Source organism: Erwinia sp. E_sp_B01_1 (genome assembly GCF_036865545.1).
In the GTDB taxonomy this organism is placed as follows: domain Bacteria; phylum Pseudomonadota; class Gammaproteobacteria; order Enterobacterales; family Enterobacteriaceae; genus Erwinia.
In genome coordinates, this window is the sequence record NZ_CP142208.1 from 1,014,613 (window position 1) to 1,039,956 (window position 25,344).

The window sequence follows — 25,344 nt, forward strand, 5'->3', positions numbered from 1 at the left end:
GGTTAACCACGGTTAATGCCTGAAGCGGTCGTTTTTACCGGAAGAAAGAGACAAATTTGCTGGCTGACGGCAAAATGTTTTCCTTAACAGGCACGTTATTTGTATATGTCAGATTCTCTGAAACAAAAGTTACAAGGTCAACGCCATGAAGCAGCTCGATGAACGTCTCAGAAGTCACTACCCGCAACTTTCTCCTCAGGAGCAGCGGGTGGGCGATTTTGTTTTCGATCACTTTGACGATTTGATCAGCTACAACAGCGCTGAGCTGGCACGGCTTAGCGGTGTTTCCAAGGCGACCGTGAGCCGCCTGTTCAAGCGTCTCGGCTATGAAAAATACAAAGACATGCGCGATGAGTTGCGCACCCTGCGGCAAAGCGGAATGCCGCTGACCGATAACCGTGATGCGGTACAGGGCAACACGTTACTGGCCCGCCATTACAAGCAGGAGATGGCGAACCTGACCCAGTGGGTAAACGGTCTGGATGCCACGCAGTTTGGCGAGGTGGTCCGCCAGCTCGCCAGCAGCAAGCGGGTATTCATCATCGGGCTGCGCAATGCTTATCCGGTGGCGCTGCATTTCCGCCAGCAGCTTTTGCAGGCCAGAGGTAACGTTCAGGTGCTGCCGCAGCCTGGCCAGACGCTCTCTGAAGAGCTGGTGGAAGTGACGCCGGAAGATATGGTCGTGGTGCTGGCATTCCGTCGTCGTCCCCGCATTATCAAGCCCTTACTGCAACAATTGCAGCAGGATGGCATCCCCACGCTGGTGATGTGCGAACCCCAGGCGCAGGCGATCGTTGCGCTGGCCCGCTGGCAACTTTGCGCGCCGCTGGACAGCGTTTCCGCCTTTGACAGTTATGCCTCGGCCAACAGCCTGATCAATCTTTTAGCCAACGCGGTGCTGCATGAATTACTGAGTGAAGGACGTCAGCGCATTCATCAGATTGCCGACCTTTACAGCCAGCTGGATGAGCTGGAACAACGCTGATGGGGCACCAGTTTGGTGCTTTGCCTTTTTTCAGGGCAACTTTATTATGCCGGTATTACGCTGTTTTGGACGTTCTGCCGAACAATTTCCTCACTGAATAGCCAACAATTGTCTGACAGTATCTGACTGTCAGAACAGTTAACCTTGCGCTACAACTCCCTTTTTCCTGCCCGCTGATGCCTGCTTTATTCAGGCTCCCTCTTCCTGAGAAAATTTTCCACGCCTTTTGTCTTCGCTGGCACATTAGTTGCAAATAACTTCTTCAAGAATCTTTCGTTTCATGTTTAATTATTCGGGGAACACCTAATGAAAAGAGCATTACTGGCAATGGCAGGCGCGGTACTGATGTTATCGCAGGTGACTCATGCTATGGCCGATCAGTTACAGAACATTGAAAAGCGTGGCGTTCTTCGCGTTGCCGTGCCGCAGGACTTTCCGCCGTTTGGTTCAGTAGGCACCGATCTTCAGCCTCAGGGCTATGACATCGATATGGCGAAGTACCTGGCGAAACAGATGAAACTTAAGTTGCAGCTGGTGCCGGTGACCAGCGCCAACCGCGTGCCTTATCTGCAAACCGATAAAGTGGACCTGGTGATCTCCAGCCTGGGTAAAAATCCAGAGCGTGAGAAAGTCATCGCCTTCAGCCGTGCCTATGCGCCGTTCTTCCTGGGAGTATTTGGCCCCAAAGATGTCCAGCTGAAGGATGCTGCGGCGCTGAGTGGCAAATCCATCGGTGTTACTCGTGGCGCAGTAGAAGATATGGTGCTGAGTGATGTGGCACCTAAGGATGCCCAGTTGAAACGTTATGAAGATAACAATACCACGCTCTCTGCTTACCTTTCTGGTCAGGTGGAGTACGTGGCGACGGGTAACCTGGTGGTGGCGGCTATCGCCCGTCAGAACGCGGAAAAAGCCCCGGTGGCGAAATTCATGCTGAAAGATTCCCCGTGCTTTATCGGCATGCGCAAAGATGAGCCGGCCTTAAAGACAAAAGTGGATGCGCTGATTGAGCAGGCTGTGCAGGACAAAACCCTGAACGGTCTCTCTGAACAGTGGCTGAAAGCGCCGCTGCCAGCCGACCTGGGCGCATAAGGGCAGCACGATGATTGGGCAACTCAACTTTCCTGCGCTGTGGCCTTACTGGCCGGAACTGCTCTCCGGCCTGTGGGTGACCATCCAGCTGACCGTGCTGGCTACCGTGGGTGGCGTGGCGCTGGGGATCCTGGGCGCCGCACTGCGCAGCGGTAAGCCTTCGCTGCTTAGCCGCCTGTGGGGCTGTTATGTGGAGTTAATCCGCAATACGCCGTTTGTGGTGCAGCTGTTTTTTATCGTGTTTGGCCTGCCAAACCTTGGCCTGAAACTCACCGCCGGGGAAGCGGCATTGCTGGCAATGCTGATTAACCTGGGCGCATACAGCACTGAAATTATCCGGGCGGGGATTCAGGTGACGCCGAAAGGGCAGTGGGAAGCCGGACGCGTGCTGGGATTGAGCCGCACGCAGACTTTTTTACGCATCGTCCTGCCGCCGTCACTGAAGCGGATTTATCCGGCGCTGGTCAGCCAGTGCATTATCGTGATGCTCGGATCGTCGGTGGTGTCGCAGGTCTCGTATGAAGAGCTGACGTTTTCCGCCAACCTGATCCAGTCGCGCACCTTTTTGAGTTTTGAAGTTTATCTTGTGACCACGCTGATCTACCTGGCGTTGTCGGTTGTTATGCGTCAGCTGTTGCTGGCTGCCGGACGTAAATGGTTGGGGAGTGCGCCTGGATGAGTACCTTCACCGACTGGGATATCCTGCGCAATCTGCTGCTGGCTGCCCGCTGGACAATTTTGCTTTCCCTGACCGCCTTTTTCGGCGGCACCCTGGTGGCGCTGCCGTTGGTAATGGTGCGGCTGACCCGTCGCCGCTGGCCGATGCGTCTGATCCGGGGCTACATCGAACTGTTTCAGGGCACGCCGCTGCTGATGCAGCTGTTTCTGGCCTTCTTTGGCGTGGCGCTGTTTGGCATTGATGTTTCGCCGTGGACCGCCGCCTCGCTGGCACTGACCTTTTACACCAGCGCTTTTTTGGTGGATATCTGGCACGGCAGCATTCTTGCCCTGCCAAAAGGGCAGTGGGAAGCCTCACGCTGTCTCGGCCTGAATTTCGGTCAGACTCTGTTCCGGGTGGTGTTGCCGCAGGCGCTGCGGATTGGCATCGCGCCGACCGTGGGCTTTGCCGTTCAGGTGGTCAAGGGCACGGCGCTGGCTTCGATTATCGGCTTTGTCGAGCTGACCAAGGCCGGCACCATCCTGAACAACGTGACCTATCAACCCTTTAAAGTTTTCGGGCTGGTGGCGCTGGGCTACTTCCTGATCTGTTATCCGCTGTCCCGCTACAGCCAGTACCTGGAGAAGAAATTTAATGCCGCTCATCACCATTAATCAGGTGCAAAAATATTACGGCGAGAACCACGTTCTGAAAGGGGTGGATCTCGACGTGGACATGGGTGAGGTGATCTCAATCATTGGCCGCAGCGGCTCGGGGAAAAGTACCCTGCTGCGCTGTATGAACGGGCTGGAAGGCTATCAGGAAGGCAGTATCAAGCTGGGCGGTATGACCGTCACCAACCGTGATTCACAGGCGCGTGAAATCAGCCGCTCCGTCGGCATGGTGTTTCAGAACTTCAACCTGTTCCCGCATATGACCGCGCTGGAAAACGTCATGCTGGCGCCACGTCGGGTGTTGAAAAAAAGCGAGGCAGAGTGCCGTTCGCTGGCGGCGCAGATGCTGGAAAAAGTCGGGCTTGGCGACCGGATGGACTATTTCCCCGCCAACCTTTCTGGCGGCCAGCAGCAACGAGTGGCGATTGCCCGTGCGCTGGCGATGAGCCCGAAAGTCCTGCTGTGCGATGAAATCACCTCGGCGCTGGATCCGGAGCTGGTGGGGGAAGTGTTGAAGGTGCTGGAGCAACTGGCAAAAGAGGGGATGACGCTGATTCTGGTCACCCATGAAATGAACTTCGCCCGGGAAGTCGGCGACCGCGTGGTCTTTATGCATCAGGGCCGCGTGTGGGAGCAGGGCGACAGTAAAACCCTGTTCGCCAGCCCACAAACCCAGGAACTCAAACAATTTATCTCGTCGGTGCGTGGCCTGAGCTAAGCGCACATCAGAGAAGGAAAGAGCAGATGGATTTATCAAAGTACCCTCAGATTAACCCGCCACAGCGTTTGCTGATGGGGCCGGGACCGATCAACGCCGATCCGCGCGTATTACGGGCGATGTCCAGCCAGCTGCTGGGCCAGTACGATCCGGCAATGACGCACTATATGAATGAAGTGATGGCGCTTTATCGCGGCGTTTTCCGCACGGAAAATAAGTGGACGATGCTGATCGACGGCACCTCACGCGCCGGGATCGAAGCGATCCTGCTGTCGGCGATCCGTCCCGGCGATAAAGTGCTGGTGCCGGTGTTTGGCCGTTTTGGTCATCTGCTGTGTGAAATTGCCCGTCGTTGCCGTGCGGAAGTGCACACCATTGAAGTGCCCTGGGGTGAAGTTTTCACGCCGGATCAGGTAGAAGATGCGATCAAAAAGGTCCGCCCACGTCTGTTGCTGACGGTGCAGGGCGATACCTCCACCACCATGCTGCAACCGCTGGAAGAGCTGGGCGGCATCTGCAAAAAGTATGGCGTGCTGTTCTATACCGATGCCACCGCCTCGTTTGCCGGTAACGCGCTGGAAACCGATGCCTGGGGGCTCGATGCCGTATCAGCCGGGATGCAAAAGTGCCTCGGCGGCCCTTCCGGTACTTCGCCTGTTACCCTCAGCCCGCAGATGGAAGCGGTGATCCGTAAACGCAAATGCGTGGAAGAGGGCATCCGCACGGCGGCGCATCAGGATGGCGATGATGAGATGATCTACTCGAACTACTTCGATCTCGGGATGATCATGGATTACTGGGGGCCGGAGCGCCTTAATCACCACACCGAAGCGACCAGTGCGCTGTTTGGCGCGCGCGAGTGTGCACGGCTGATCCTTCAGGAAGGGCTGGATAACGGCATTGCCCGGCATAAGCTGCATGGCGATGCGCTGCTGAAAGGCATCCAGGGCATGGGCCTGGATACCTTTGGCAACCTCAAACATAAAATGAACAACGTGCTGGGCGTGGTTATTCCTCAGGGTGTTAATGGCGACCAGGTACGCAAGCTGATGCTGGAAGATTTTGGCATTGAAATCGGCACCTCGTTCGGCCCGCTGCATGGCAAAGTGTGGCGTATCGGCACTATGGGATACAACGCCCGTAAAGACTGTGTGATGCAGACCCTCAGCGCGCTGGAGTCGGTGCTCAACTACCTGGGCTACAACACCACCCAGGGAGCCGCGATGCAGTCAGCCTGGGATCATTACGCCAACGGGAGCCACTGATGAACGACGGCCTGATGAGTGCCTCAAGTGCGGCGCAGGCTGCCGCCAGAGTGATGGCGCGTTGCGATCGTCTGGCAGAGATCAGTGAAACGCCGGGCTGCCTTACGCGCGTCTATCTCTCACCTGAGCATATGCAGGCTAATACGCTGGTGGGGGAATGGATGCGGGCTGCCGGAATGCGGGTCTGGCAGGACAGCGTGGGCAATATCTGTGGCCGCTATGAAGGGCTGGAAGCGGGAGCCCCGGCGCTGCTGTTGGGGTCACATCTGGATACGGTACGCAATGCTGGCCGGTATGACGGCATGCTGGGCGTGCTGACCGCCATTGAAACCGTACAGGCGTTGCATCTCCAGCAACAGCGTTTACCGCTGGCAATTGAGATTGTAGGTTTTGGCGATGAAGAGGGCACGCGCTTTGGCATTACTTTGCTGGGCAGCCGTGGCCTGACCGGCACCTGGCCTGAGAGTTGGCTGACGCATCCCGATGGCAACAGCATTACCGTCGCTCAGGCGATGGCAGATTGTGGACTGGATAGCGGGGCCGTTCACCATGCCGCGCGCAAAGTCAGTGACATCGTCGCCTATCTGGAACTGCATATTGAGCAGGGTCCCTGTCTGGAACAGGAAGATCTGGCGCTGGGCGTGGTCACGGCCATCAATGGTGCGCGTCGTCTCAACTGCCAGTTTGTGGGGGAAGCGGGGCACGCCGGCACGGTGCCAATGACGCACCGCAAAGATGCGCTGGCCGCCGCCGCCGAATGGATGGTTTACATTGAGCAGACCACGCCGGAACAGAGTCACGACCTGGTGGCAACGGTTGGTACGCTGCAATGTTCGCCTGGTGCGGTAAACGTTATTCCCGGTGAAGTGGCCCTGACGCTGGATATCCGGGGGCCGGAGGATAAGCCGCTGGCGGAACTGCTTTCCAGCCTGCTGACTCAGGGCGAAGCCATTGCGCTGCGCCGTGGGCTGACCTTCAGCGCTGACGAGTATTATCAAATCCCTGCGACGCGCTGTGATGAAGGTTTGCAGGCGGCCTTAAGCCGTGCTGTGACCGGAGTGCAGGGGCGTAGCCTCTCACTGCCGAGCGGGGCGGGGCATGATGCCATCGCCATGGCCGGGCGCTGGCCTGTTGGCATGCTGTTTGTGCGCTGTGACCGTGGCATCAGCCACCATCCTGCAGAAGCCGTACAGGAAAAAGATGTCGCGCTGGCTGTTCAGGCCTGGACTCAGGCTGTATGGGATCTGGCTGTATCAGGGGGCCATCACCACTTGCCGCTGATGGACGAATAAATAAGCCGGAATCAGACAGGCAAATCCCTGTAAACGGTAGAAAATTTTCAGGAGGTTGTGATGACGCTGGAACAGTTTAACGACGCCCCGGAGCAGGAGGCGAACAGGCAGATCGCTCACTGTGTGGCGATCCCTGAATGGGCAAGGGAACTGGTTGCGGCCAGGCCTTTCGCCACCCTGGAAGCCTTGCTGAAGAGCGGTGACGAGCTGGCGCGAAGCTGGGACGGGCAGGCGTTGAATCAGGCGCTGTCTGCCCATCCCCGCATCGGTGAAAAAGCTGGCGGCAACGGCAAAGAGGCTGAACTTTCCCGTAACGAACAGTCCAGCGTTAATGCGCAGGATGATGACCTGAAACAGGCGCTGAGGGCGGGTAATGCCGCTTACGAGCAGCGCTTTGGCCGGGTATTTCTGATCCGGGCGAAAGGGCGCAGTGGTGAAGAGATGCTGGCTGAGTTGCAGCGGAGACTGAATAACGATCCCCAACCGGAGCAGCAGGAAGCACTGAACCAGCTGCGTGAAATTACGCTGTTACGCCTTAAGGAGGCCTTTCTGTGAGCACTATTACCACACACGTTCTGGATACTGCATGGGGTAAACCCGCCGTCGGCGTGGCGATCGCTCTGGAACAGGAGCGTGGCCAGGGCTGGACCCTGCTGGCGGAAGGCCGCACGGATGCGGATGGCCGTATCAAAGATCTGACGCCAGCCGGGCTGGGTGCCGGTCGCTATCGTCTGATTGCGCAACTCGGCGACTACTTTGCTGCCTCGCAGCGTGAGGCGTTATATGTCACTGCGCAAATCGACTTCCGCCTTCCAGAGGCAGAGAGTCATTACCATTTGCCATTTCTTATCTCTCCCTGGTCCTGGTCCACTTACCGGGGTAGCTGATATCGCCTCTCCTCTTCAGCCGCGTTAGCCGCAGCCTGAAGGCGATATCTTACTTCTCATCTTGGTACCACGCCCACGCCTGTGGGATAGCAATGAAGGGTGAACTCATGAGCGTCAGGCCAGAAGATACGCGTTATCCGGCAGGGAAAACCTTTGCCTGGGGATTGCAGCACGTCCTTACCATGTACGGTGGGATTATCGCCCCCCCGCTGATTATTGGCTCTGCTGCCGGTCTGCACGGCGCGCAGCTGGGGATGCTGGTCACTGCTGCACTCTTTGTCAGTGGCTTTGCCACCCTGCTGCAAGCGTTGGGGGTGCCGGGCTTCGGTTCACGCCTGCCGCTGGTGCAGGGCGTTTCCTTTGCCGGTGTGGCGACGATGGTGGCGCTGGTCACCAGCGGGGGCGGTCTGCCGGTGGTGTTTGGCGCGGTAATCGCTTCGTCCCTGATCGGTCTGCTGATTGCGCCACTGTTTGCCCATATCATTCGCTTCTTTCCTCCGGTGGTCACCGGCACCGTTATCACGGTTATTGGCCTGTCACTGATGCCGGTAGCTGCCCGCTGGGCGATGGGCGGAAATCCCACCGTGCCTGGCTGGGGATCAACGTCAAATATCGGGCTGGCTGCGATGACGCTGGGGCTGGTGCTTTTATTGAATCGCCTGGGGAATGGTGCGATTAAACGCCTGGCGGTGCTGCTGGCGATGGTGCTGGGCACCCTGTTCGCTCTCTTTAATGGCGCCACGCATTTCTCCCAGGTGATGCAGGGGGAAATGGTTGCGCTGCCTGGCGTACTGACCTTTGGTATGCCGGTATTTGATCTGGCAGCCATACTGTCGATGACGCTGATAGTGCTGGTATTGCTGACCGAAACCACAGCGGGACTGATAGCCATTGGCGAAATTGTCGGCACCGACGTGGATGGCAAACGCATTGCAAAAGGCCTGCGGGCCGACATGTTGACCAGCGCGCTGGCCCCGCTGTTCAACTCTTTTCCGCAAAGTGCTTTTGCACAAAACATCGGGCTGGTGGCTATCACCGGCATAAAAAGTCGTTATGTGGTGGCTGCGGGCGGGGTGATCCTGGTCGTGCTGGGCTGTTTACCGGTGCTGGGAAGAATGGTGGCTGCCGTGCCCATGCCGGTGCTTGGTGGGGCAGGTGTGGTGCTGTTCGGAACGGTAGCAGCCAGCGGCATCCGCACGCTGGCAAAGGTGGATTACAAAGACAATATGAATCTGGTGATTGTAGCCACCTCAATTGCCTTTGGCATGATCCCGATCGTTATGCCTTCGTTTTATGATCAGTTCCCCGGCTGGGTGCGCACTATCTTCCACTCCGGGATCAGCGCCGCCTGTCTGGTCTCAGTGACGCTGAATATTGTGTTTAACCGCACGGCAAACCAGGCTGTAGCCGCGCAGCCCGCGATTAAAAACTGAAGGCGTCTGCATCGCGCCAGGCCGGGAATTTCTCACGGTATTCACGCAGATTTTCCAGCGACAGCTCCGCAGTCAGGATCGCAGGCTGATGGGCTTCACCGGCGGCCATGATCTCACCCTGCGGGCTGATAATCCGGCTGTCGCCGCTGTACTGATGCTGATTGCCGTCGCTGCCCACGCGGTTACATCCGGCGATGTAGGCCTGGTTCTCAATGGCACGGGCCAGCAGCAGGGCCTGCCAGTGACCGGCACGGGCAGCAGGCCAGTTGGCAACATAGAGCGCCAGGTCGTAATCATTGTTGTTGCGGGAAAACACCGGGAAGCGCAGGTCATAACAAACCTGCGGCAGAATGCGCCAGCCGCGCCACTCGATAATCTCGCGGCGATCGCCTGCCAGGTAGTGGTGATGTTCATCTGCCATACGGAACAGGTGACGCTTGTCGTAGCTGTGAACTTTGCCTTCGGGTTCCACCAGCAAAAAACGGTTTACCGCGCCCTTTGCTGTCTGAATAGCCGCGCTGCCGCCCACCATCGCTTTAGTGGCTCTGGCTTTTTCATGTAGCCACTCCACTACCCGAGCCTGCGGCAGCGAGCTTTTCGCCGCTTCCATCGCAAAGCCGGTAGTGAACATCTCAGGCAGAATAATCAGGTCTTTATCGTGCAGATCGGCCAGCAGGGTATCAAAGAAAGCCAGGTTGGCTTCGCCATCCATCCAGACCAGCGGCTGCTGTAAAACGGTGAGGTTTAAAGTTGACACAGGAGCTCCGCAGCAGCGTCCAGCGTGGCTTCCTGTTTGGCGAAGCACAGGCGGATCAGTTTATGAGGGAAAGGATCGGCACAGAACACCGACAGCGGAATGGCCGCCACGCCCACTTCTTTGGTCAGCCACTGGCAGAAATCCACGTCGTTCATATCGGAGATGGCGCTGTAATCTGCCAGCAGGAAATAGGTGCCTTCGCAGGGCAGCACTTCCAGACGACTTTTCGATAAGGCCTGCACAAAACGATTGCGGCGCGCACGATAGAAGTCCGGCAGCTCACGATAATGCCCAGGTTCGTTCTTAAGCATATCGGCTAGCGCCAGTTGCGCCGGGGTATTCACCGAGAAAGTCAGGTACTGATGCACCTTACGCACTTCAGCCGTTAAGGCCGCAGGTGCCACGCAGTAACCCACTTTCCAGCCGGTCATATGAAAAGTTTTACCAAAAGAGGAGACGGCGATTGCCCGCTCACGCAGTTGCTCATGGGCCAGCACGCTGGCATGTCCCTGTTGATCAAAACAGATGTGCTCATACACTTCATCGCTCAGCACATAGGTTTCCTGCGCTTTAATCGCCTGCCACAGCGAGGCAAAATCGCTTTTCTGCCAGACAGTAGCAGAAGGATTGTGCGGGGTGTTCAGGATCACCAGACGGGTACGGTCGGAGAGCAGATCGGTAAACGCCTGCCAGTCAACGCGGAATGCCGGAGGCTGAAGGGCGATACGCTTCATCACCCCACCCGCAAGCGTCACCGCCGGGGCATAGCTGTCATAGCTGGGGTCAAAACAGATCACTTCATCGCCGGGACGAACCAGTGCAGTAATCGCCGCATACAGCGCTTCCGTTGCGCCGGATGTCACCGTTACTTCGCTGTTGCTGTCAGGTTTATAACCGTAAAGTTCAGCCGTTTTCACCGCAATGGCGTCGCGCAGGGGTTGCACGCCTGTCATCGGCGCATACTGATTGGCCCCCAGGCTGACGTGATGCGCCAGACGCTCTTTCAGGTAGTCCGGGCCGTCGAAATCAGGAAAGCCCTGGGAGAGATTGATGGCGTTGTGCTGTGCTGCCAGCGCGCTCATTTGGGTGAAAATGGTGGTGCCTGAAGCAGGCAATTTGCTTTCGGGAATTAGCGGAGTCTGACTCATGAATGATAACCCTTGAAGAACGGTTTTTATGATGTGTTAGCCCTGTATTGCTGCCACTATAGCCCTGATGCTACTATTTGGCAATCAAGACGCTTAGACGTCTAAAAGCGTTTAAATCCCCCGCGTTTGCGGCTAAATAAGGAAAGGTATGAGCAGCTCTCCACAGTTGGATCAGTTGGTGGCAGCCTGTCACTGGGTCGGGGCAAGAGGGTGGGCACCGGCTACCGGCGGTAACATGTCAGTGCGTCAGGACAGCGAATATTGTCTGCTGAGCGAGTCAGGAAAGGACAAAGGTGCGCTGACGCGTGAAGACTTTATCCAGGTGGAGATCGCCTCAAACCGGGTGCCCTCAGGGCGTAAACCCTCGGCGGAGACCGGGCTGCACACGCTAATCTATCGCCTGTTCCCGCAGGCGGGTGCTGTGCTGCATACGCATACGGTTAACGCCACGGTGCTTTCAAGGGTTGAGAAAGGAACCGCAGTAGTGCTGCAGGGTTATGAAATGCAGAAAACCCTCTCCGGGCAGACTTCGCATCTTGACGCCGTGCCGGTTGCGCTTTTCGATAACGATCAGGATATTGATGCTCTTGCCCTGCGCATTGCCGCGTTTGCTGAAACCACGCCGCTGCGTTATGGTTTTTTGCTGCGGGGGCACGGGCTGACCTGCTGGGGAAAAGATGTGGCTGAAGCCCGCCGGCATCTTGAGGGGCTGGAATTTCTGTTCCAGTGTGAATTACAACGTCGTGTGCTGGAGGCCAAATGATCCGCGCGATTATCACCGATATAGAAGGTACCACCAGCGATATTCGCTTTGTTCACAACGTGCTGTTCCCTTATGCACGTGAGAACCTGGCTGCCTTTGTGGCTGCTTTCCAGCACCGCGAAGATGTCGCCCAGACGTTAAACGAGCTGCGTGAAGAGATTGCTCAACCGCAGGCCAGGGTAGAAGATTTGATCACCGTGCTGTTCGGGTTTATGGATGAAGACCGCAAGTCCACCTCGCTGAAAGCCTTACAGGGGATGATCTGGCATGACGGCTACGTCAGCGGCAGTTTTACCGGTCATCTCTACCCGGACGTTTTGCCCGCCTTAGAAAAGTGGCGGCAGCAGGGTGTTGATCTCTATGTTTATTCCTCCGGCTCCGTGGCAGCGCAGAAATTGTTATTTGGCTACAGCGATGAGGGTGATATCTCTACCTTATTCAGCGGCTATTTTGACACCCATGTAGGGGCCAAGCGCGAAGTGCAATCCTACCGCAATATTGCGGCAGAGGTCGGTCTGCCAGCCCACGAGCTGCTGTTTTTATCAGACATACACCAGGAGCTGGACGCCGCAAGGGAAGCGGGCTGGAACACCGTGCAGTTACTGCGTGACGAAGCGGATGCCCAAAGCCGCCATCGTCAGGTTAACCGTTTTGATCAGATCAACCTGGAGCTGTTTTCCTCATGAGTGCACTGACAATTTTTACCGACAGCGAAGCGACCACCCCGGTGTGGCACAGCACAGATGCTGAAGAGATCCGCCAGAGACTGAATGCGAAAGAAGTGCGTTTCGAGCGCTGGGAAGCGGATCGCGATCTGGGTGAAAACCCGGAGCCTGAGAAGGTGATCAATGCTTATCAGCACGCCATAGATAAGCTGGTGGCGGAAAAAGGCTATCAGAGCTGGGATGTGATCAGCATGCGTGCGGATAATCCCCAAAAAGAAGTTTTACGCGGCAAGTTCCTTTCCGAACATACGCATGGAGAAGATGAAGTGCGTTTCTTTGTTGAAGGGGCGGGGCTGTTCTGCCTGCACCTGGATGGGCACATCTATCAGATTCTGTGTGAGAAGAACGATCTGATTTCCGTTCCGGCCGGCACGCCGCACTGGTTTGATATGGGCTCTTCGCCGCATTTCACCGCCATCCGGATTTTCGATAATCAGGAAGGTTGGATCGCCAATTTCACCGGCGATACCATCGCGGATGCCTATCCCCGTCTGCCTTAGCGCTTCCTGATACCGGGAGACGTTTTAAAACGCTGATACCGGTCACGAGCCAGTAACAGGACATTCAGCGTGGCCTGGCGAAACCTTTGCCGTCCCTGGTGGGCGGCAAAGGGTCATTCTCAGATTATCGGGCCGGCTGGAAAATGCCTGCTTCAACCTGTGCAGGCGTGACCACGCCGGTGTCCAGCACCCAACCGCTAATCAGCGACGCTGGCGTAACGTCAAACGCAGGGTTATAAACTTGCGCATTTTCAGGTGCCCACTGTACGTCGCCAAAGCTGCCCGAAACGCCGGTGACTTCACTGGCGGCACGCTGCTCTATCGGGATTGCGCTGCCGTCCGGACAGGCTGGATCCAGCGTGGTATGCGGGGCGGCCACGTAGAAAGGAATACCGTGATACTGTGCCAGTACGGCCAGGCTGTAAGTGCCAATCTTGTTTGCCACGTCGCCGTTAGCCGCAATACGATCGGCACCGACCCAAATCGCATCCACCTGCTTCTGTGCCATCAGGCTGGCAGCCATGCTGTCACAAATCAGGCGATAAGGGACGCCCAGCTCGCCAAGTTCCCAGGCGGTAAGACGGCCACCCTGCAACAGCGGGCGGGTTTCATCAACCCAGACATTTTCCACCTTGCCTTCCTGCCAGCCGCGGGAAATCACCCCCAGCGCGGTGCCGACACCAGCAGTAGCCAGGCCACCCGTATTACAGTGGGTCAGCAGACGGCTGCCCGGCTTGATCAGCTTCGCGCCCGCCGTCGCGATGTTATCGCACAGCGCTTTATCTTCTTCCACCAGGCGCAACGCTTCAAACGTCAGCGCGGTGACAAAGTTATCCTGGACCAGCGCCAGCTTCATCCGATCCAGATTATTCATCAGATTAACGGCGGTGGGACGGGATGCCCGCAGCACTTCCAGCGCCTCAGCCAGCTCGGGTTTTGACAGCCCTTTCTCAGCCAGCAGGGCCAGCAGCAGGCTGGCAGAGAGGCCAATCAGCGGCGCGCCCCGGACTCTCAACGCTTTGATATGGTCAACCAAATCGGTAACGCCGGGCGTCGGGCACCAGGTTTTTTCTGCGGCAGCGCCTGCTGGTCGAGGATCCAGAGCTGATTATCACGAACTTGTAAGCTGGTTGTGCTGAGTGTCTGCATGAAGGTTAAATCCTGGTTGCGTAATAAGGGCATATTGTGCCAACATGCTGAACGGATGTATAGACGTCTGCACGGCTTATACGCAACAAAATCGCGCCATAAAGCGAATCGCGTGCCTGGCGGACCGGAACGTTTTGAAGAGGGTCAGACAATGTCACAATACCGTACCTTCACCGCAGCGGATGCCGTGGAATATGCCCGCCAGTTTGGTGGCGTTGAAAATCCAGCCAGTCTGGTAGAGTCGCAGGAAATTGGCGACGGTAACCTGAACCTGGTCTTCAAGATCTTCGACGATCGGGGCGCAAGCCGGGTGATCGTCAAACAGGCGCTGCCCTATGTGCGTTGCGTCGGCGAATCCTGGCCGTTAACGCTGGATCGTGCCCGTATAGAGGCGGAAGTGCTGCAAATTCACGGCAAATATTGCCCTCAGCACACCGTAAAAATCCTGCATTACGATCCGGTTCTGGCGGTGATGGTGATGGAAGATCTCTCCAGCCACGCTATCTGGCGCGGTGAGCAGGTTAAAGGCGTTGATTACCCACAGGCGGCTTCTCAACTGGGGGAATATCTGGCACAGACGCTGTTCCACACCTCAGATTTTTATCAGCACCCTCATCAGAAAAAAGCCGATGTTATCCGCTTCACTAATCCTGAACTCTGTGACATCACCGAAGAGCTGTTCTTCAATGAACCTTATGAAGTGCATGAACGTAACGGCTATCCGCGTGCGCTTGAGCCGCTGGTTGCCACCCTGCGTAATGATGATGAACTGCGTCTGAAGGTAGCGGGGCTGAAGCATCGCTTCCTCTCTAATGCCGAGGCTCTGTTGCACGGTGATGTGCACAGCGGCTCCATTTTTGTGGCAGAAGGCAGCCTGAAAGTGATTGATGCGGAGTTTGGTTACTACGGCCCGATCGGTTTTGATGTGGGCAGCGCGCTGGGTAACCTGCTGGTGAACTACTGCGCGTTACCGGGTCTGCTTGCCCCGCGTGAAGCGGCAGACGCACGTGAAAAACGTCTGCGTGATGTTGGGGCGACCTGGCAGAGTTTTGCGGAAGGTTTCCTGGCGCTGGCGGCTGAGAAATCTCAGGACCGTGCGCTGGCCTATCCGGGCTATGCCGCTGAGTTCCTGAAGAAAATCTGGCAGGACACGCTGGGCTATTGTGGCGTGGAAGTGATTCGCCGCACGGTGGGCATGTCTCAGGTTGCTGATATTAAAAACATTGCGGATAACGCTATGCGTATTGAATGCGTGCGTCAGGCGATTACCCTGGGCCGCACCCTGATCCTGGCTGCCGACCATATTGAAAACAGCGACGCGCTGATTGCGCGCGTGCGGCAGAACGGCTGAGCCTGAAACCCTGTCAGCCTCATACTAAAAGGGTGAAGTGCTGCTTACCAAAAGGCGTGAGATGACTCCGTCTTTTCTAAGACTGCTCACAAATGCTGAAGCGATGGGAGCCTGTGCCTTGAGCAAAGCATCACGGGCCATGGACGGCCCGTTCAGTTAAGCTGCTTCTGTCTTCCGCTGTTGCTCACTCTCCGGCTTCTGCTCCGGCTCTGCTCTCTTTACCGGCTTAGTGGCCAGCTCCTCAGGATCAAACTCATCCACATTGATCGAACGCAGGCGACTGGCTTCCGCACGGGTCAGGATGGCGGCTTCCTCCTCGTTGATCCATTTCTCCTGTAAGCCCTGTTTTGCCAGCTGATCCAGACGGGTAAAGGAGTAATGTTTTTTATGCTGTTTGCAGAGGCGATCGTGAATGACTTCGGCAGCCATCACATCTGCCAGCGCTTCTTCAAGCTGTCCGGCAGGGTTATGCTCGCCCGGAGTAAGATACATCCCGCGGCCCAGCCGGGTACGGGTTGCCGAAGGGGTTTGCAGCATCCTCGCCAGCTTATGATCCAGGCGGTCTGAAGGAGCACGGCAATGACGCCCGACGGGGAAAATCGTTATCCGCAGAACGGCGGCAACCAGACGATTAGGGAAATTACGTAACAGGTCGTCGATAGCAGTTTCGGCCTGGTTCAGGGCATCCTGAACCCCCCAGTGCACCAGCGGCAGGTCAGCTTCCTGACGGCCTTCATCGTCGTAACGTTTCAGCGTCGCAGAGGCGAGGTAAAGCTGGCTCAACACATCGCCCAGACGGGCAGAAATTCGCTCGCGACGTTTCAGGCTGCCGCCCAGCACCGACATGGAGATATCCGACAGCAAAGCCATGTTAGCGCTAAGGCGATTCAGATGCTGATAGTAGCGGCGTGTGGCATCTCGGGTCGGTGACGGGCTGGTGAGGCCACCTGTCAGTCCCAGCCACAGGCTGCGCATCTTATTACTCCCTACGTGCCCGACATGGCTGAACAGGGCTTTATCGAAAGCGGGAACATCGTTGTTCTGCGCGGCAGCCATCTCATCCAGCACGTAGGGATGGCAGCGAATGGCCCCCTGGCCAAAGATAATCATGCTGCGGGTCAGGATGTTTGCGCCTTCAACGGTAATCGCAATAGGTGCGCCCTGATAGGCCCGGGCAAGGAAGTTGCTTTTACCCAGCATAATGCCCTTACCGCCTGCGATATCCATTGCATCGACAATCGCGCGCTGCCCACGGTGGGTACAGTGGTATTTAACAATAGCGGAAAGCACCGCCGGCTTTTCACCCAGCATAATGCCGGAAGTGATCAGCGTGGCTGCGGCATCCATCACGTACGCGTTGCCGGCGATACGCGCCAGAGGCTCTTCGATACCCTCCATTTTACCAATAGGCAGACGGAACTGGCGACGAATATGGGCATAGGCACCAATCGCCAGAGCGATGCTTTTCAGGCTGCCGGTAGAGTTAGAGGGCAGGGTAATTCCCCGTCCAACGGAGAGGCATTCCACCAGCATCCGCCAGCCCTGACCGGCCATTTCAGGGCCGCCAATGATGTAGTCGATCGGCACGAAAATAGCGTTACCGCGTGTGGGACCGTTCTGGAACGGCACGTTCAGCGGGAAGTGACGGGTGCCAATCTCCACGCCAGCCGTGTCGGTTGGAATCAGCGCACAGGTGATGCCCAACTCTTCCGTTTCGCCCAGCAGATGTTCCGGATCGGAAAGCTTAAACGCCAGCCCCAGCACGGTCGCGACGGGCGCCAGGGTGATATAGCGTTTGTTCCAGGTTAACCGCATCCCCAGCACCTGCTGACCCTGCCAGTTACCCATGCAGACCACGCCGGTATCCGGAATGGCACCGGCATCAGAGCCCGCCTCGGGGCTGGTCAGGGCAAAGCAGGGGATCTCCTGACCGCGCGCCAGCCGGGGCAGATAGTGATCTTTCTGCTTATCCGTGCCGTAATGCTGCAACAGCTCGCCAGGGCCGAGTGAATTGGGCACGCCTACGGTGATCGCCAGAATGCCCGATACTCCCGCCAGTTTCTGCAGGACACGAGCCTGCGCATAAGCTGAGAAAGCCAGCCCGCCATACTCTTTTTTAATGATCATCGCGAAGAAACGCTGTTCTTTCAGATAGGCCCAGAGTTCTGGCGGCAGATCCGCCATCTCATGGGTGATCTGGAAATCATTCGCCATGCGGCAGGCTTCTTCTACCGGGCCGTCCAGAAACGCCTGTTCCTCTCCGGTCAGTCGGGGTTGCGGATAGTTATGCAATTTCTGCCAGTCCGGCGTGCCCCGGAACAGATCGCCTTCCCACCAGGTCGTGCCGGCCTCAATCGCCTCTTTTTCGGTGCGTGACATCGGCGGCATGACTTTCTGGAAGGTATGCAGCATCGGTTTTGAAAACATCGCGCGGCGCAACGGCAGCAGGTTGAAAGGCAATAAAATCATCGCCAGCGGGATCAACAGCCACGGCGTCCAGACCTGCGCGACTGCCCATGCCACTGTCCATGCGAGCAAAATCACACTGCTCAGCAGCAGGTTTACGCGGTGATAAAAGAGGGCGCCGATCAGGGCGATCGTGGCCAGGATACTGAGAACCATCATGACTGTTGCTCCGTAAGTAGTAAGAGGTCTGACCTGTTGATTACAGGTGTAATGGAGAACCCCTGGCTTAGCAATCTGTTTACATAATAACTACAACCTGGCTCACAAAGTGGCCGCACCAAAAGTCAAAGCACCCCCTCATGCAGCGGGGCGCTTTTCGCTCCTCTCCCAACTTGGTAAACTGGCAAAAAACCTCACCCTAAAAGGACTCCCCTATGTATCAGGACATCATTCGTGCGGAACTCAACGAAGCCGCGGATACGCTGACTAAATTTCTCAGTGATGACGCCAACATCCACGCCATCCAGCGTGCTGCCGTGTTGCTGGCCGATTCGTTTAAGGCGGGTGGGAAAGTGCTTTCCTGCGGTAACGGCGGCTCCCACTGTGACGCCATGCATTTTGCCGAAGAGCTGACCGGGCGCTACCGTGAAAACCGTCCGGGCTACCCGGCTATCGCTATCTCTGACGTCAGTCATCTCTCCTGCGTCAGCAATGATTTCGGCTACGATTTTGTTTTCTCACGCTACCTGGAAGCGGTGGGCAAAGCCGGAGATGTGCTGTTTGGCATCTCCACTTCCGGTAATTCTGCCAATGTGATTAAAGCTGTTGAAGCTGCCCGTGCGCAGGGAATGAAAGTGATTACCCTGACCGGGAAAGATGGCGGCAAAATGGATGGCATGGCCGATGTGGAGATTCGCGTGCCGCACTTTGGCTATGCCGATCGTATTCAGGAGATCCACATCAAAGTGATCCACATCCTGATCCTGCTGATCGAAAAAGAGATGGCTAAATAATCTTTCTGGTCAGCTGCGGCTGGCCGCTACGTGAGGATTTTCTATGTGCGAATTGCTCGGGATGAGCGCGAATGTCCCAACGGATATCTGTTTTAGCTTTACCGGGCTGGTGCAGCGCGGAGGCGGGACCGGTCCGCACAAGGACGGTTGGGGCATCACCTTTTATGAAGGCAAAGGCTGCCGCACATTTAAAGATCCTCAGCCGAGTTTTAACTCACCGATAGCGCGGCTGGTGCAGGATTACCCTATCAAGTCCTGTTCGGTGGTGGCGCATATCCGTCAGGCCAACCGGGGGGAAGTGTCGCTGGAAAATACGCATCCCTTTACCCGTGAGGTATGGGGACGTAACTGGACTTACGCGCATAACGGACAGTTGAAAGGCTATCGTGGCATGGACACCGGGCAGTTCCGCCCCGTTGGTGAAACGGACAGTGAACAGGCATTTTGCTGGCTGCTGCACAAGCTCACCACGCGCTATCCCCGCACGCCGGGTAACTGGCCTGCGGTGTTTCGTTATATTGCTGAACTGGCGGCGGAACTGCGTGAGAAAGGGGTATTCAATATGCTGCTGTCGGACGGGCGCTATCTGATGGCGTTCTGCTCCACCAATCTGTTCTGGATCACCCGCCGGGCCCCGTTTGGCAAAGCCACGCTGCTGGATCAGGACGTTGAGATTGATTTTCAGAAGCAGACCACGCCGAACGACGTGGTCACGGTGATCGCCACCCAGCCCCTGACGGGCAATGAAACCTGGAACAAGATTGAACCAGGTGACTGGGCGCTATTTTGTCTCGGTGAGCGCGAGCGCTGATCCGGGTGCTGGCGTGCCGATCAGGGAACCAGGATTGTTCAGCACGTAATGCCCGTCGTTGACAATGACCGACGGAGGCAGCCGGTTCTGCACAAACTGCGCATAGCCTGGCTGCAGTTGCTGCCAGAAGCTGTAATAAACCGAGTTGCGATGACGCTGCAGATTGCTGTCGGTCATGCGGAACGGATAAATACTGACTTCCACGCGTGACTGGCCGTTACGCAGCGCGGCTTCCACATAGTGATAAATCTCTTCGATATAGGTATCGGTCATCGCATAGCAGCCAATCGACACGCAGCTGCCGTGGATCATCAGGTATTTGCCTTCATAACCCTGCTGGCGATCGTATTCGTTAGGAAAACCGACGTTGATAGCACGATAGAAACGGCTGTCAGGCTTCAGCTGGGAAAGGCCCACGCTGTAAAATCCTTCCGGACTTTTGAAATCGCCCTGACGACGTTTAGGCCCTAAGCCACCTGAAAAATTACAGATGCGGTAGCTGTCCAGCAGACGGTAGTCGTTACCGATCTTGCCATAAAGTTCAAGCGTACGTTCTTCTTTAAAGATCTGGATATACACGGGGGTGCCGAGTAACTGTTTCTTTAACTCTTTGCTTACCGGCGCGAGCGGAAGTACCGGAGTGGTAGGTACGCTGGCGAAGACGACGGCTGGCAGTAAAAACATCGCAAACAGGAGTGCGATTTTGCCCATTCTGGTGCCCTTGAAAAAGAGGGGTGGATGCTGCGTCAAAAGACGCTGTTACTTGCAATCCCGGAATTATCCGCTATCGCAGCGCCACATTAGCATTGTCTATTTTTTTATCAAGTGGACAGGCAATAAATCCGGAAAGAAAACTCCCGGCAGCCCCTTGCCGCTGCGCTTTGCGTGCAAAAACGCATATTGAATTCGGTTTAATTGACTGTATACTTATCCAGTGCATCCGGGGGGGATATGCGAAAGATCATTCACGTTGATATGGACTGCTTTTTCGCAGCAGTGGAAATGCGCGACGATCCCAGTCTGCGCGATATCCCGATCGCCATCGGCGGCAGCCATCTGAAGCGAGGGGTGATCAGCACCGCTAACTATCCCGCCCGCAAATTTGGCGTTCACAGCGCCATGTCTACGGCAATGGCGCTGAAGCTTTGCCCGCACCTGAAAGTGGTGCCTGGCCGCTTCGAGGCGTATAAAGAAGCCAGTGGCCATATTCGTGAAATCTTCTCGCGTTACACCAGCCTGATTGAACCCCTCTCGCTTGATGAAGCCTATCTGGATGTCACTGACAGTCCGCATTGTCACGGCTCGGCCACGCTGATGGCCCGTGAAATCCGCCAGACCATCTCCCGCGAACTGAATCTCACTGCTTCTGCCGGCATTGCTCCAGTTAAATTCGTGGCAAAAATAGCCTCGGATTTAAATAAGCCGGATGGTCAGTTTGTGATTACGCCCGACACGCTGCCGCAGTTCTTACTGACGCTTCCTCTGGCAAAAATCCCCGGTGTGGGCAAGGTCACGGCAAAAAAACTCGAAGAGATGGGCCTCTATACCTGTGCGGACGTGCAAAAAACCGATCTGGCCGCCTTGCTTAAGCGCTTCGGAAAATTTGGCCGGGTGATTTGGGAACGTTCGAACGGCATTGATGAGCGGGAAGTGGTGACCGAGCGGTTACGCAAATCGCTGGGGGTGGAACGCACGCTCTCGGAAGATATTCACAGCTGGGAAGCCTGTCTGGAGATCATCGACTATCTCTTTGAGGAGCTGGAACGGCGTCTGACCAAAATCAAACCCGACCGGCAAATAGCACGACAGGGGGTGAAGCTGAAATTCAATGATTTTCAGCAAACCACTCAGGAGCACGTCTGGCCGGAGCTGAATAAAGAAGACCTGATCGCTGTAGCGAGAAAAACCTGGGAAGAACGGCGGGACGGACGGGGAGTCAGGCTGGTGGGGCTGCATGTCACCTTACTGAATCCGCAACTGGAAAGGCAGCTGCTGCTGGGCCTGTAAGCTGTTAATACTGGCAGGGGAGAGAGGCATCCGCAATAAGCCGCTGAAATCAGGGCGGACAGCCTGCCAGTTACCCGGCTGAATGTCCGCCCCTGTCGTCTTACTTAGCCGGAATAGCTTTAAGCAGCGCTGTCAGCAGTTTCCAGTACAGGCCAACGCTTTCGATATGTACCTGCTCATCCGGAGAGTGTGGCCCGGTGATGGTCGGTCCGATAGAGACCATATCCATTTCAGGATAGGGCTTTTTGAACAGACCACACTCCAGACCCGCGTGGATCACCTGAATGTTCGGGGTTTTACCAAACAGCTTTTTATAGGTTTCACCCACCAGCGCCATTACCGGAGAAGAAGCATCCGGCTGCCAGCCAGGGTAGTCACCTTTTGCCAGGCTTTTTGCCCCGGCCAGGTCGCTTAATGCGGTCAGCATTTCCACCACGGACGCTTTACCGCTGTCGATCAGTGAACGGATCAGACAGTTGATCTTCGCTTCATCTTCCTTCATGGAGACCACACCGACGTTCAGTGAGGTTTCCACCACGCCTTTCATGACGTCAGAGTTACGAATAACGCCGTTTGGCGTACTGTTCAGCAGGGCGATAAAAGTATCGCGGCTTGAGGTTGTCAGAGCCTGCGCACCCGCAGCTACATTTTCCACCACCAGGTTAATGTTCTTCTCTTTCAGGCTCAGTTCGTTCTGCAGGGTTTCCAGATAGCCCAGCGCCGCGCTTTTCAGCTCGTCCACTTTCTCCGCTGGCACCGCCAGGGTAGCTACGGCTTCACGAGGGATCGCATTACGCAGCGTACCGCCGGTGAAATCTACCAGGCGCAGATCCAGGGCTTTAGCATGGGCAAACAGGAAGCGGGCCAGCAGTTTGTTGGCGTTGCCCAGACCGACGTGGATATCACAGCCGGAGTGGCCGCCTTTCAACCCTTTCAGCGTCAGCTTAAGCGGCTCGTAACCTGCAGGTACCGCTTCACGGGTCAGAGCCAGCGTGGAGGTGAAATCGATGCCGCCTGCACACCCCATGTAGATCTCACCCTCTTCTTCAGAGTCGGTGTTGATCAGGATATCGGCCTGTAACCAGTCTGGCTGCAGCCCGAATGCGCCCACCATGCCGGTCTCTTCCGTCATGGTCAGCAGCACTTCCAGCGGGCCGTGCTCAACGCTTTTATCGGCCAGCACCGCCAGCGCGGAAGCCATACCTATCCCATTATCTGCGCCCAGCGTGGTGCCGCGAGCTTTCACCCACTCGCCATCAACCCACGGCTGAATTGGATCTTTGGTGAAGTCATGCACCGTATCGTTGTTTTTCTGCGGCACCATGTCCAGGTGCGCCTGTAACGCGACGGGTTTAAGATTTTCCAGACCCGGCGTGGCGGGTTTGCGGATCAGAATGTTGCCCACTGCATCCCGGTCAGTTGCAAAGCCCTGCTCTTTTGCCCAGGACAGAATGTGTTCTGCCAGCGCTTCTTCATGATAAGAGGGGTGCGGAATAGAACAAATTTTGGCAAAAATATCCCACAGAGGCTGGGGAGAGAGTTGAGACAATTCAGACACGATAAATCTCCTGTGTCATCGCCACCTGCCAGCAGGGCCGGGGATGGCGAGCATATTGAGCGAGTGGATGAGTCCCGTCAGACTCTCTGACGTGATGGGCAAAGAATATCATCGATTCTTCAGCGATGCTTACTTCGCTCCAGTAAAAAAGCCCATCGGCGCTGGTTTTTAGCCGCTCAGATCTCTATAATTCCGCGCAACCTCTCCCATTGTACATTTTTAAGCCAATACCATTGGTCGGGACACCTTTATGAGCGAAAAATACGTCGTCACCTGGGACATGCTGCAAATTCATGCCCGTAAACTGGCCCAGCGCCTGCTTCCTGTTGAACAGTGGAAAGGCATTATCGCGGTCAGCCGCGGTGGTCTGGTCCCTGCTTCTCTGCTGGCTCGTGAGCTCTGCATCCGCTATGTCGATACCGTGTGCATCTCCAGCTACGATCATGACAACCAGCGTGAAATGACCGTGCTTAAACGTGCAGAAGGGGATGGTGAAGGCTTTATTGTGATCGACGATCTTGTGGACACTGGTGGTACTGCTCAGGCTATCCGCGACATGTATCCTAAAGCCCACTTCGTCACCATTTTTGCCAAGCCAGCCGGTCGTCCGCTGGTGGATGATTATGTGGTGGATATTCCGCAGAATACCTGGATCGAACAGCCGTGGGATATGGGTGTGGTTTATATCCCGCCGATTGTAAAAGGCTGATTGACGCACATCAAAGCAACGCCCGGTTATGCCGGGCGTTGTTGTTTTTACGGTTAGCGCGGCGGGGCGGGCTGCGATAGACTCTTCCCATGCCCCGTGCTGGAGGAACGTCACGCCATGTCACCTAAAAATCTCAGCGAAGAACTGTTTAAACCTCGTTTCAAGCATCCTGAAACCTCATCGCTGGTGCGCCGTCTTCACCATCATAAACCTCTGCCCATCCATTCGGCGCTGGAGGGAGAGAGCCATGCTGGCTGGTACAGGATGATCAACCGCCTGCTCTGGACATGGCGTGGGCTGCCACCGCAGGAGATCAGCGAAGTGCTGGCACGAATCGCCGTCAGCCGCGTTGAGCATACCGATGATAAATTGCTGGATACGGTGATTGGCTACCGCAGTGGCAACTGGGTTTATGAATGGGCGAAGCAGGCCGCTTTATGGCAGCAGAAAGCGGGTGAGGCCGCAACGGATGAAGAGGCCGGCCAGTGCTGGCTGCACGCCGCCAATCTGTATGGCCTGGCCGGGTATCCGCATCTGAAAGGCGACGAGCTGGCTGAGCAGGCGCAACTGTTGGCGAACCGGGCTTATGAAGAGGCCACGCCGCGTCTTTCCGGGGAGTTAAAAGAGCTGGAGTTTGCCATTCCCGGGGGCAGCCCGATTTTTGGCTTCCTGCATATGCCGCCGGACGTAAAGGCTCCTTATCCTACGGTGCTGGTCTGTGGCAGCCTGGATTCTCTGCAGACTGACCACTATCGTCTGTTCCACGATTATCTTGCACCCCGTGGCATCGCGATGCTGACTATTGATATGCCTTCCGTGGGGTTCTCCGCCAAATGGAAGCTGACCCAGGATGCCAGCTTCCTCCACCAGCATGTGCTGCGTCAGCTGGAGAATGTCCCCTGGGTGGATCACACGCGCGTCGGGGCTTTTGGGTTCCGCTTTGGGGCGAACGTGGCGGTAAGGCTGGCATATCTGGAAGCGCCGCGCCTGCGGGCCGTCGCCTGTCTGGGGCCGGTGGTTCACAGCCTGCTGTGTGACAAAGCCACTCAGGATCGCGTACCTGAAATGTATATGGATGTGCTCGCAAGCCGGCTGGGTATGGCTACCGCTTCTGACTCTGCGCTACGCGTTGAGTTGAATCGCTATTCATTGAAAATGCAGGGCCTGCTGGGGCGACGCTGTCCAACGCCGATGCTCTCGGGCTACTGGCCAAAAGATCCCTTCAGCCCGGAAGAAGAGTCGAAGCTGATAGTGAACTCCTCTGCGGATGGAAAATTGATGCCGATCGCACTCTCTCCTGCATTACTCAACTTTGATAAGGCATTACGTGATATTGTCGACTGGCTGGCGAAGCGGTTACAGAGGTGAGTAACTGTTATTCAACCGGTTTGCTTTACCCATCAGGTTTCATCATGCGGTCTGGCTGAAAGTCAGTGCAGATGG

At 56.3% G+C, this 25,344-nt stretch carries 24 protein-coding genes and 1 pseudogene; 19 read left to right on the top strand and 6 right to left on the bottom strand.

What is annotated here, in order from left to right; all coding sequences use genetic code 11:
* The first annotated feature begins 145 nt into the window (after window positions 1-145).
* The 10 genes from hpxU (at window position 146) to VRC33_RS04835 (ending at window position 9,004) form a co-directional block, all read left to right on the top strand.
* Window positions 146-985, top strand: coding sequence for a MurR/RpiR family transcriptional regulator HpxU (hpxU, locus tag VRC33_RS04790; RefSeq protein ID WP_338561391.1), 840 nt, complete (start codon window positions 146-148; stop codon window positions 983-985).
* 306 nt (window positions 986-1,291) lie between these two features.
* Window positions 1,292-2,077 carry a transporter substrate-binding domain-containing protein gene (locus VRC33_RS04795; protein WP_338561394.1) on the top strand — a complete coding sequence of 262 codons (786 nt, stop codon included), beginning with the start codon at window positions 1,292-1,294 and terminating at the stop codon, window positions 2,075-2,077.
* 10 nt (window positions 2,078-2,087) lie between these two features.
* Complete coding sequence (locus VRC33_RS04800) at window positions 2,088-2,756, top strand: amino acid ABC transporter permease (RefSeq protein ID WP_338561398.1); 669 nt, start codon at window positions 2,088-2,090, stop codon at window positions 2,754-2,756.
* Window positions 2,753-3,409 carry an amino acid ABC transporter permease gene (locus tag VRC33_RS04805; protein WP_338561400.1) on the top strand — a complete coding sequence of 219 codons (657 nt, stop codon included), beginning with the start codon at window positions 2,753-2,755 and terminating at the stop codon, window positions 3,407-3,409. Before VRC33_RS04800 ends, VRC33_RS04805 begins: the two co-directional genes overlap by 4 nt.
* Complete coding sequence (locus VRC33_RS04810; RefSeq protein ID WP_338567523.1) at window positions 3,390-4,127, top strand: amino acid ABC transporter ATP-binding protein; 738 nt, start codon at window positions 3,390-3,392, stop codon at window positions 4,125-4,127. The genes VRC33_RS04805 and VRC33_RS04810 overlap by 20 nt, the downstream gene beginning before the upstream one ends.
* Before the next feature lie 26 nt (window positions 4,128-4,153).
* Window positions 4,154-5,392 (top strand): alanine--glyoxylate aminotransferase family protein, encoded by a 1,239-nt coding sequence (locus tag VRC33_RS04815; protein ID WP_338561402.1) that lies wholly within the window; start codon window positions 4,154-4,156, stop codon window positions 5,390-5,392.
* On the top strand, window positions 5,392-6,684 hold the full coding sequence (gene hpxK / locus VRC33_RS04820) for an allantoate amidohydrolase (RefSeq protein WP_338561403.1): 1,293 nt from the start codon (window positions 5,392-5,394) through the stop codon (window positions 6,682-6,684). Before VRC33_RS04815 ends, hpxK begins: the two co-directional genes overlap by 1 nt.
* A gap of 60 nt (window positions 6,685-6,744) precedes the next feature.
* A complete protein-coding gene (gene uraD, locus VRC33_RS04825; protein WP_338561405.1) occupies window positions 6,745-7,239 on the top strand; it encodes a 2-oxo-4-hydroxy-4-carboxy-5-ureidoimidazoline decarboxylase in 495 nt (164 codons plus the stop codon).
* The gene (uraH, locus tag VRC33_RS04830; RefSeq protein WP_338561407.1) at window positions 7,236-7,571 is read left to right on the top strand and encodes a hydroxyisourate hydrolase; all 336 of its coding nucleotides are present in this window, start codon (window positions 7,236-7,238) and stop codon (window positions 7,569-7,571) included. Before uraD ends, uraH begins: the two co-directional genes overlap by 4 nt.
* Before the next feature lie 107 nt (window positions 7,572-7,678).
* Window positions 7,679-9,004, top strand: coding sequence for a nucleobase:cation symporter-2 family protein (locus VRC33_RS04835; RefSeq protein ID WP_338564049.1), 1,326 nt, complete (start codon window positions 7,679-7,681; stop codon window positions 9,002-9,004).
* Here the strand turns inward: VRC33_RS04835 and VRC33_RS04840 are convergent.
* Both VRC33_RS04840 and VRC33_RS04845 read right to left on the bottom strand, forming a co-directional pair.
* Window positions 8,994-9,761, bottom strand: coding sequence for an amidohydrolase (locus VRC33_RS04840; protein WP_338561408.1), 768 nt, complete (start codon window positions 9,759-9,761; stop codon window positions 8,994-8,996). The genes VRC33_RS04835 and VRC33_RS04840 overlap by 11 nt on opposite strands.
* On the bottom strand, window positions 9,749-10,909 hold the full coding sequence (locus VRC33_RS04845; RefSeq protein WP_338561410.1) for a pyridoxal phosphate-dependent aminotransferase: 1,161 nt from the start codon (window positions 10,907-10,909) through the stop codon (window positions 9,749-9,751). The genes VRC33_RS04840 and VRC33_RS04845 overlap by 13 nt, the downstream gene beginning before the upstream one ends.
* Before the next feature lie 148 nt (window positions 10,910-11,057).
* Here VRC33_RS04845 and VRC33_RS04850 point away from each other — a divergent pair, with 148 nt between their 5' ends.
* Genes VRC33_RS04850 through VRC33_RS04860 form a run of 3 tightly spaced genes read left to right on the top strand, consistent with a single transcriptional unit; the run spans window position 11,058 to window position 12,897 of the window.
* Complete coding sequence (locus VRC33_RS04850) at window positions 11,058-11,672, top strand: methylthioribulose 1-phosphate dehydratase (protein ID WP_338561413.1); 615 nt, start codon at window positions 11,058-11,060, stop codon at window positions 11,670-11,672.
* On the top strand, window positions 11,669-12,358 hold the full coding sequence (gene mtnC / locus VRC33_RS04855; protein ID WP_338561415.1) for an acireductone synthase: 690 nt from the start codon (window positions 11,669-11,671) through the stop codon (window positions 12,356-12,358). The genes VRC33_RS04850 and mtnC overlap by 4 nt, the downstream gene beginning before the upstream one ends.
* Entirely contained in the window at window positions 12,355-12,897 is a 543-nt protein-coding gene (locus VRC33_RS04860; RefSeq protein WP_338561418.1) for an acireductone dioxygenase, read from the top strand. Before mtnC ends, VRC33_RS04860 begins: the two co-directional genes overlap by 4 nt.
* A gap of 124 nt (window positions 12,898-13,021) precedes the next feature.
* Here VRC33_RS04860 and mtnA read toward each other — a convergent pair.
* A pseudogene (gene mtnA, locus VRC33_RS04865) lies at window positions 13,022-14,046 on the bottom strand (S-methyl-5-thioribose-1-phosphate isomerase).
* A 151-nt stretch (window positions 14,047-14,197) separates the two neighbouring features.
* Between mtnA and mtnK the strand changes: the two are divergent.
* Entirely contained in the window at window positions 14,198-15,397 is a 1,200-nt protein-coding gene (gene mtnK, locus VRC33_RS04870) for an S-methyl-5-thioribose kinase (protein WP_338561422.1), read from the top strand.
* A 156-nt stretch (window positions 15,398-15,553) separates the two neighbouring features.
* On the opposite strand, the gene fadE is transcribed toward mtnK, so the two are convergent.
* Window positions 15,554-18,022: an acyl-CoA dehydrogenase FadE gene (fadE, locus tag VRC33_RS04875; RefSeq protein ID WP_338561425.1), complete on the bottom strand. Its 2,469-nt coding sequence runs from the start codon at window positions 18,020-18,022 to the stop codon at window positions 15,554-15,556.
* A 215-nt stretch (window positions 18,023-18,237) separates the two neighbouring features.
* Between fadE and lpcA the strand changes: the two genes are divergently transcribed.
* On the top strand, window positions 18,238-18,816 hold the full coding sequence (lpcA, locus tag VRC33_RS04880; RefSeq protein ID WP_338561427.1) for a D-sedoheptulose 7-phosphate isomerase: 579 nt from the start codon (window positions 18,238-18,240) through the stop codon (window positions 18,814-18,816).
* 43 nt (window positions 18,817-18,859) lie between these two features.
* Window positions 18,860-19,627 (top strand): class II glutamine amidotransferase, encoded by a 768-nt coding sequence (locus VRC33_RS04885; protein ID WP_338561428.1) that lies wholly within the window; start codon window positions 18,860-18,862, stop codon window positions 19,625-19,627.
* Here VRC33_RS04885 and dpaA read toward each other — a convergent pair.
* Window positions 19,598-20,338 (bottom strand): peptidoglycan meso-diaminopimelic acid protein amidase, encoded by a 741-nt coding sequence (dpaA, locus tag VRC33_RS04890; protein ID WP_338561429.1) that lies wholly within the window; start codon window positions 20,336-20,338, stop codon window positions 19,598-19,600. The two genes, VRC33_RS04885 and dpaA, sit on opposite strands and share 30 nt — an antisense overlap.
* A gap of 240 nt (window positions 20,339-20,578) precedes the next feature.
* On the opposite strand from dpaA, the gene dinB reads away from it, so the two are divergent.
* Window positions 20,579-21,634 carry a DNA polymerase IV gene (dinB, locus tag VRC33_RS04895; RefSeq protein ID WP_338561431.1) on the top strand — a complete coding sequence of 352 codons (1,056 nt, stop codon included), beginning with the start codon at window positions 20,579-20,581 and terminating at the stop codon, window positions 21,632-21,634.
* Window positions 21,635-21,734: 100 nt separating this feature from the next.
* Here dinB and pepD read toward each other — a convergent pair whose 3' ends face one another.
* Entirely contained in the window at window positions 21,735-23,192 is a 1,458-nt protein-coding gene (pepD, locus tag VRC33_RS04900; RefSeq protein ID WP_338561433.1) for a beta-Ala-His dipeptidase, read from the bottom strand.
* Between the two features lie 250 nt (window positions 23,193-23,442).
* Here pepD and gpt point away from each other — a divergent pair, with 250 nt between their 5' ends.
* Window positions 23,443-23,901, top strand: a complete 459-nt coding sequence (gene gpt, locus VRC33_RS04905) for a xanthine phosphoribosyltransferase (protein WP_338561436.1) — start codon at window positions 23,443-23,445, stop codon at window positions 23,899-23,901.
* A 117-nt stretch (window positions 23,902-24,018) separates the two neighbouring features.
* A complete protein-coding gene (frsA, locus tag VRC33_RS04910) occupies window positions 24,019-25,269 on the top strand; it encodes an esterase FrsA (protein WP_338561438.1) in 1,251 nt (416 codons plus the stop codon).
* The last annotated feature ends 75 nt before the right edge of the window (window positions 25,270-25,344 follow it).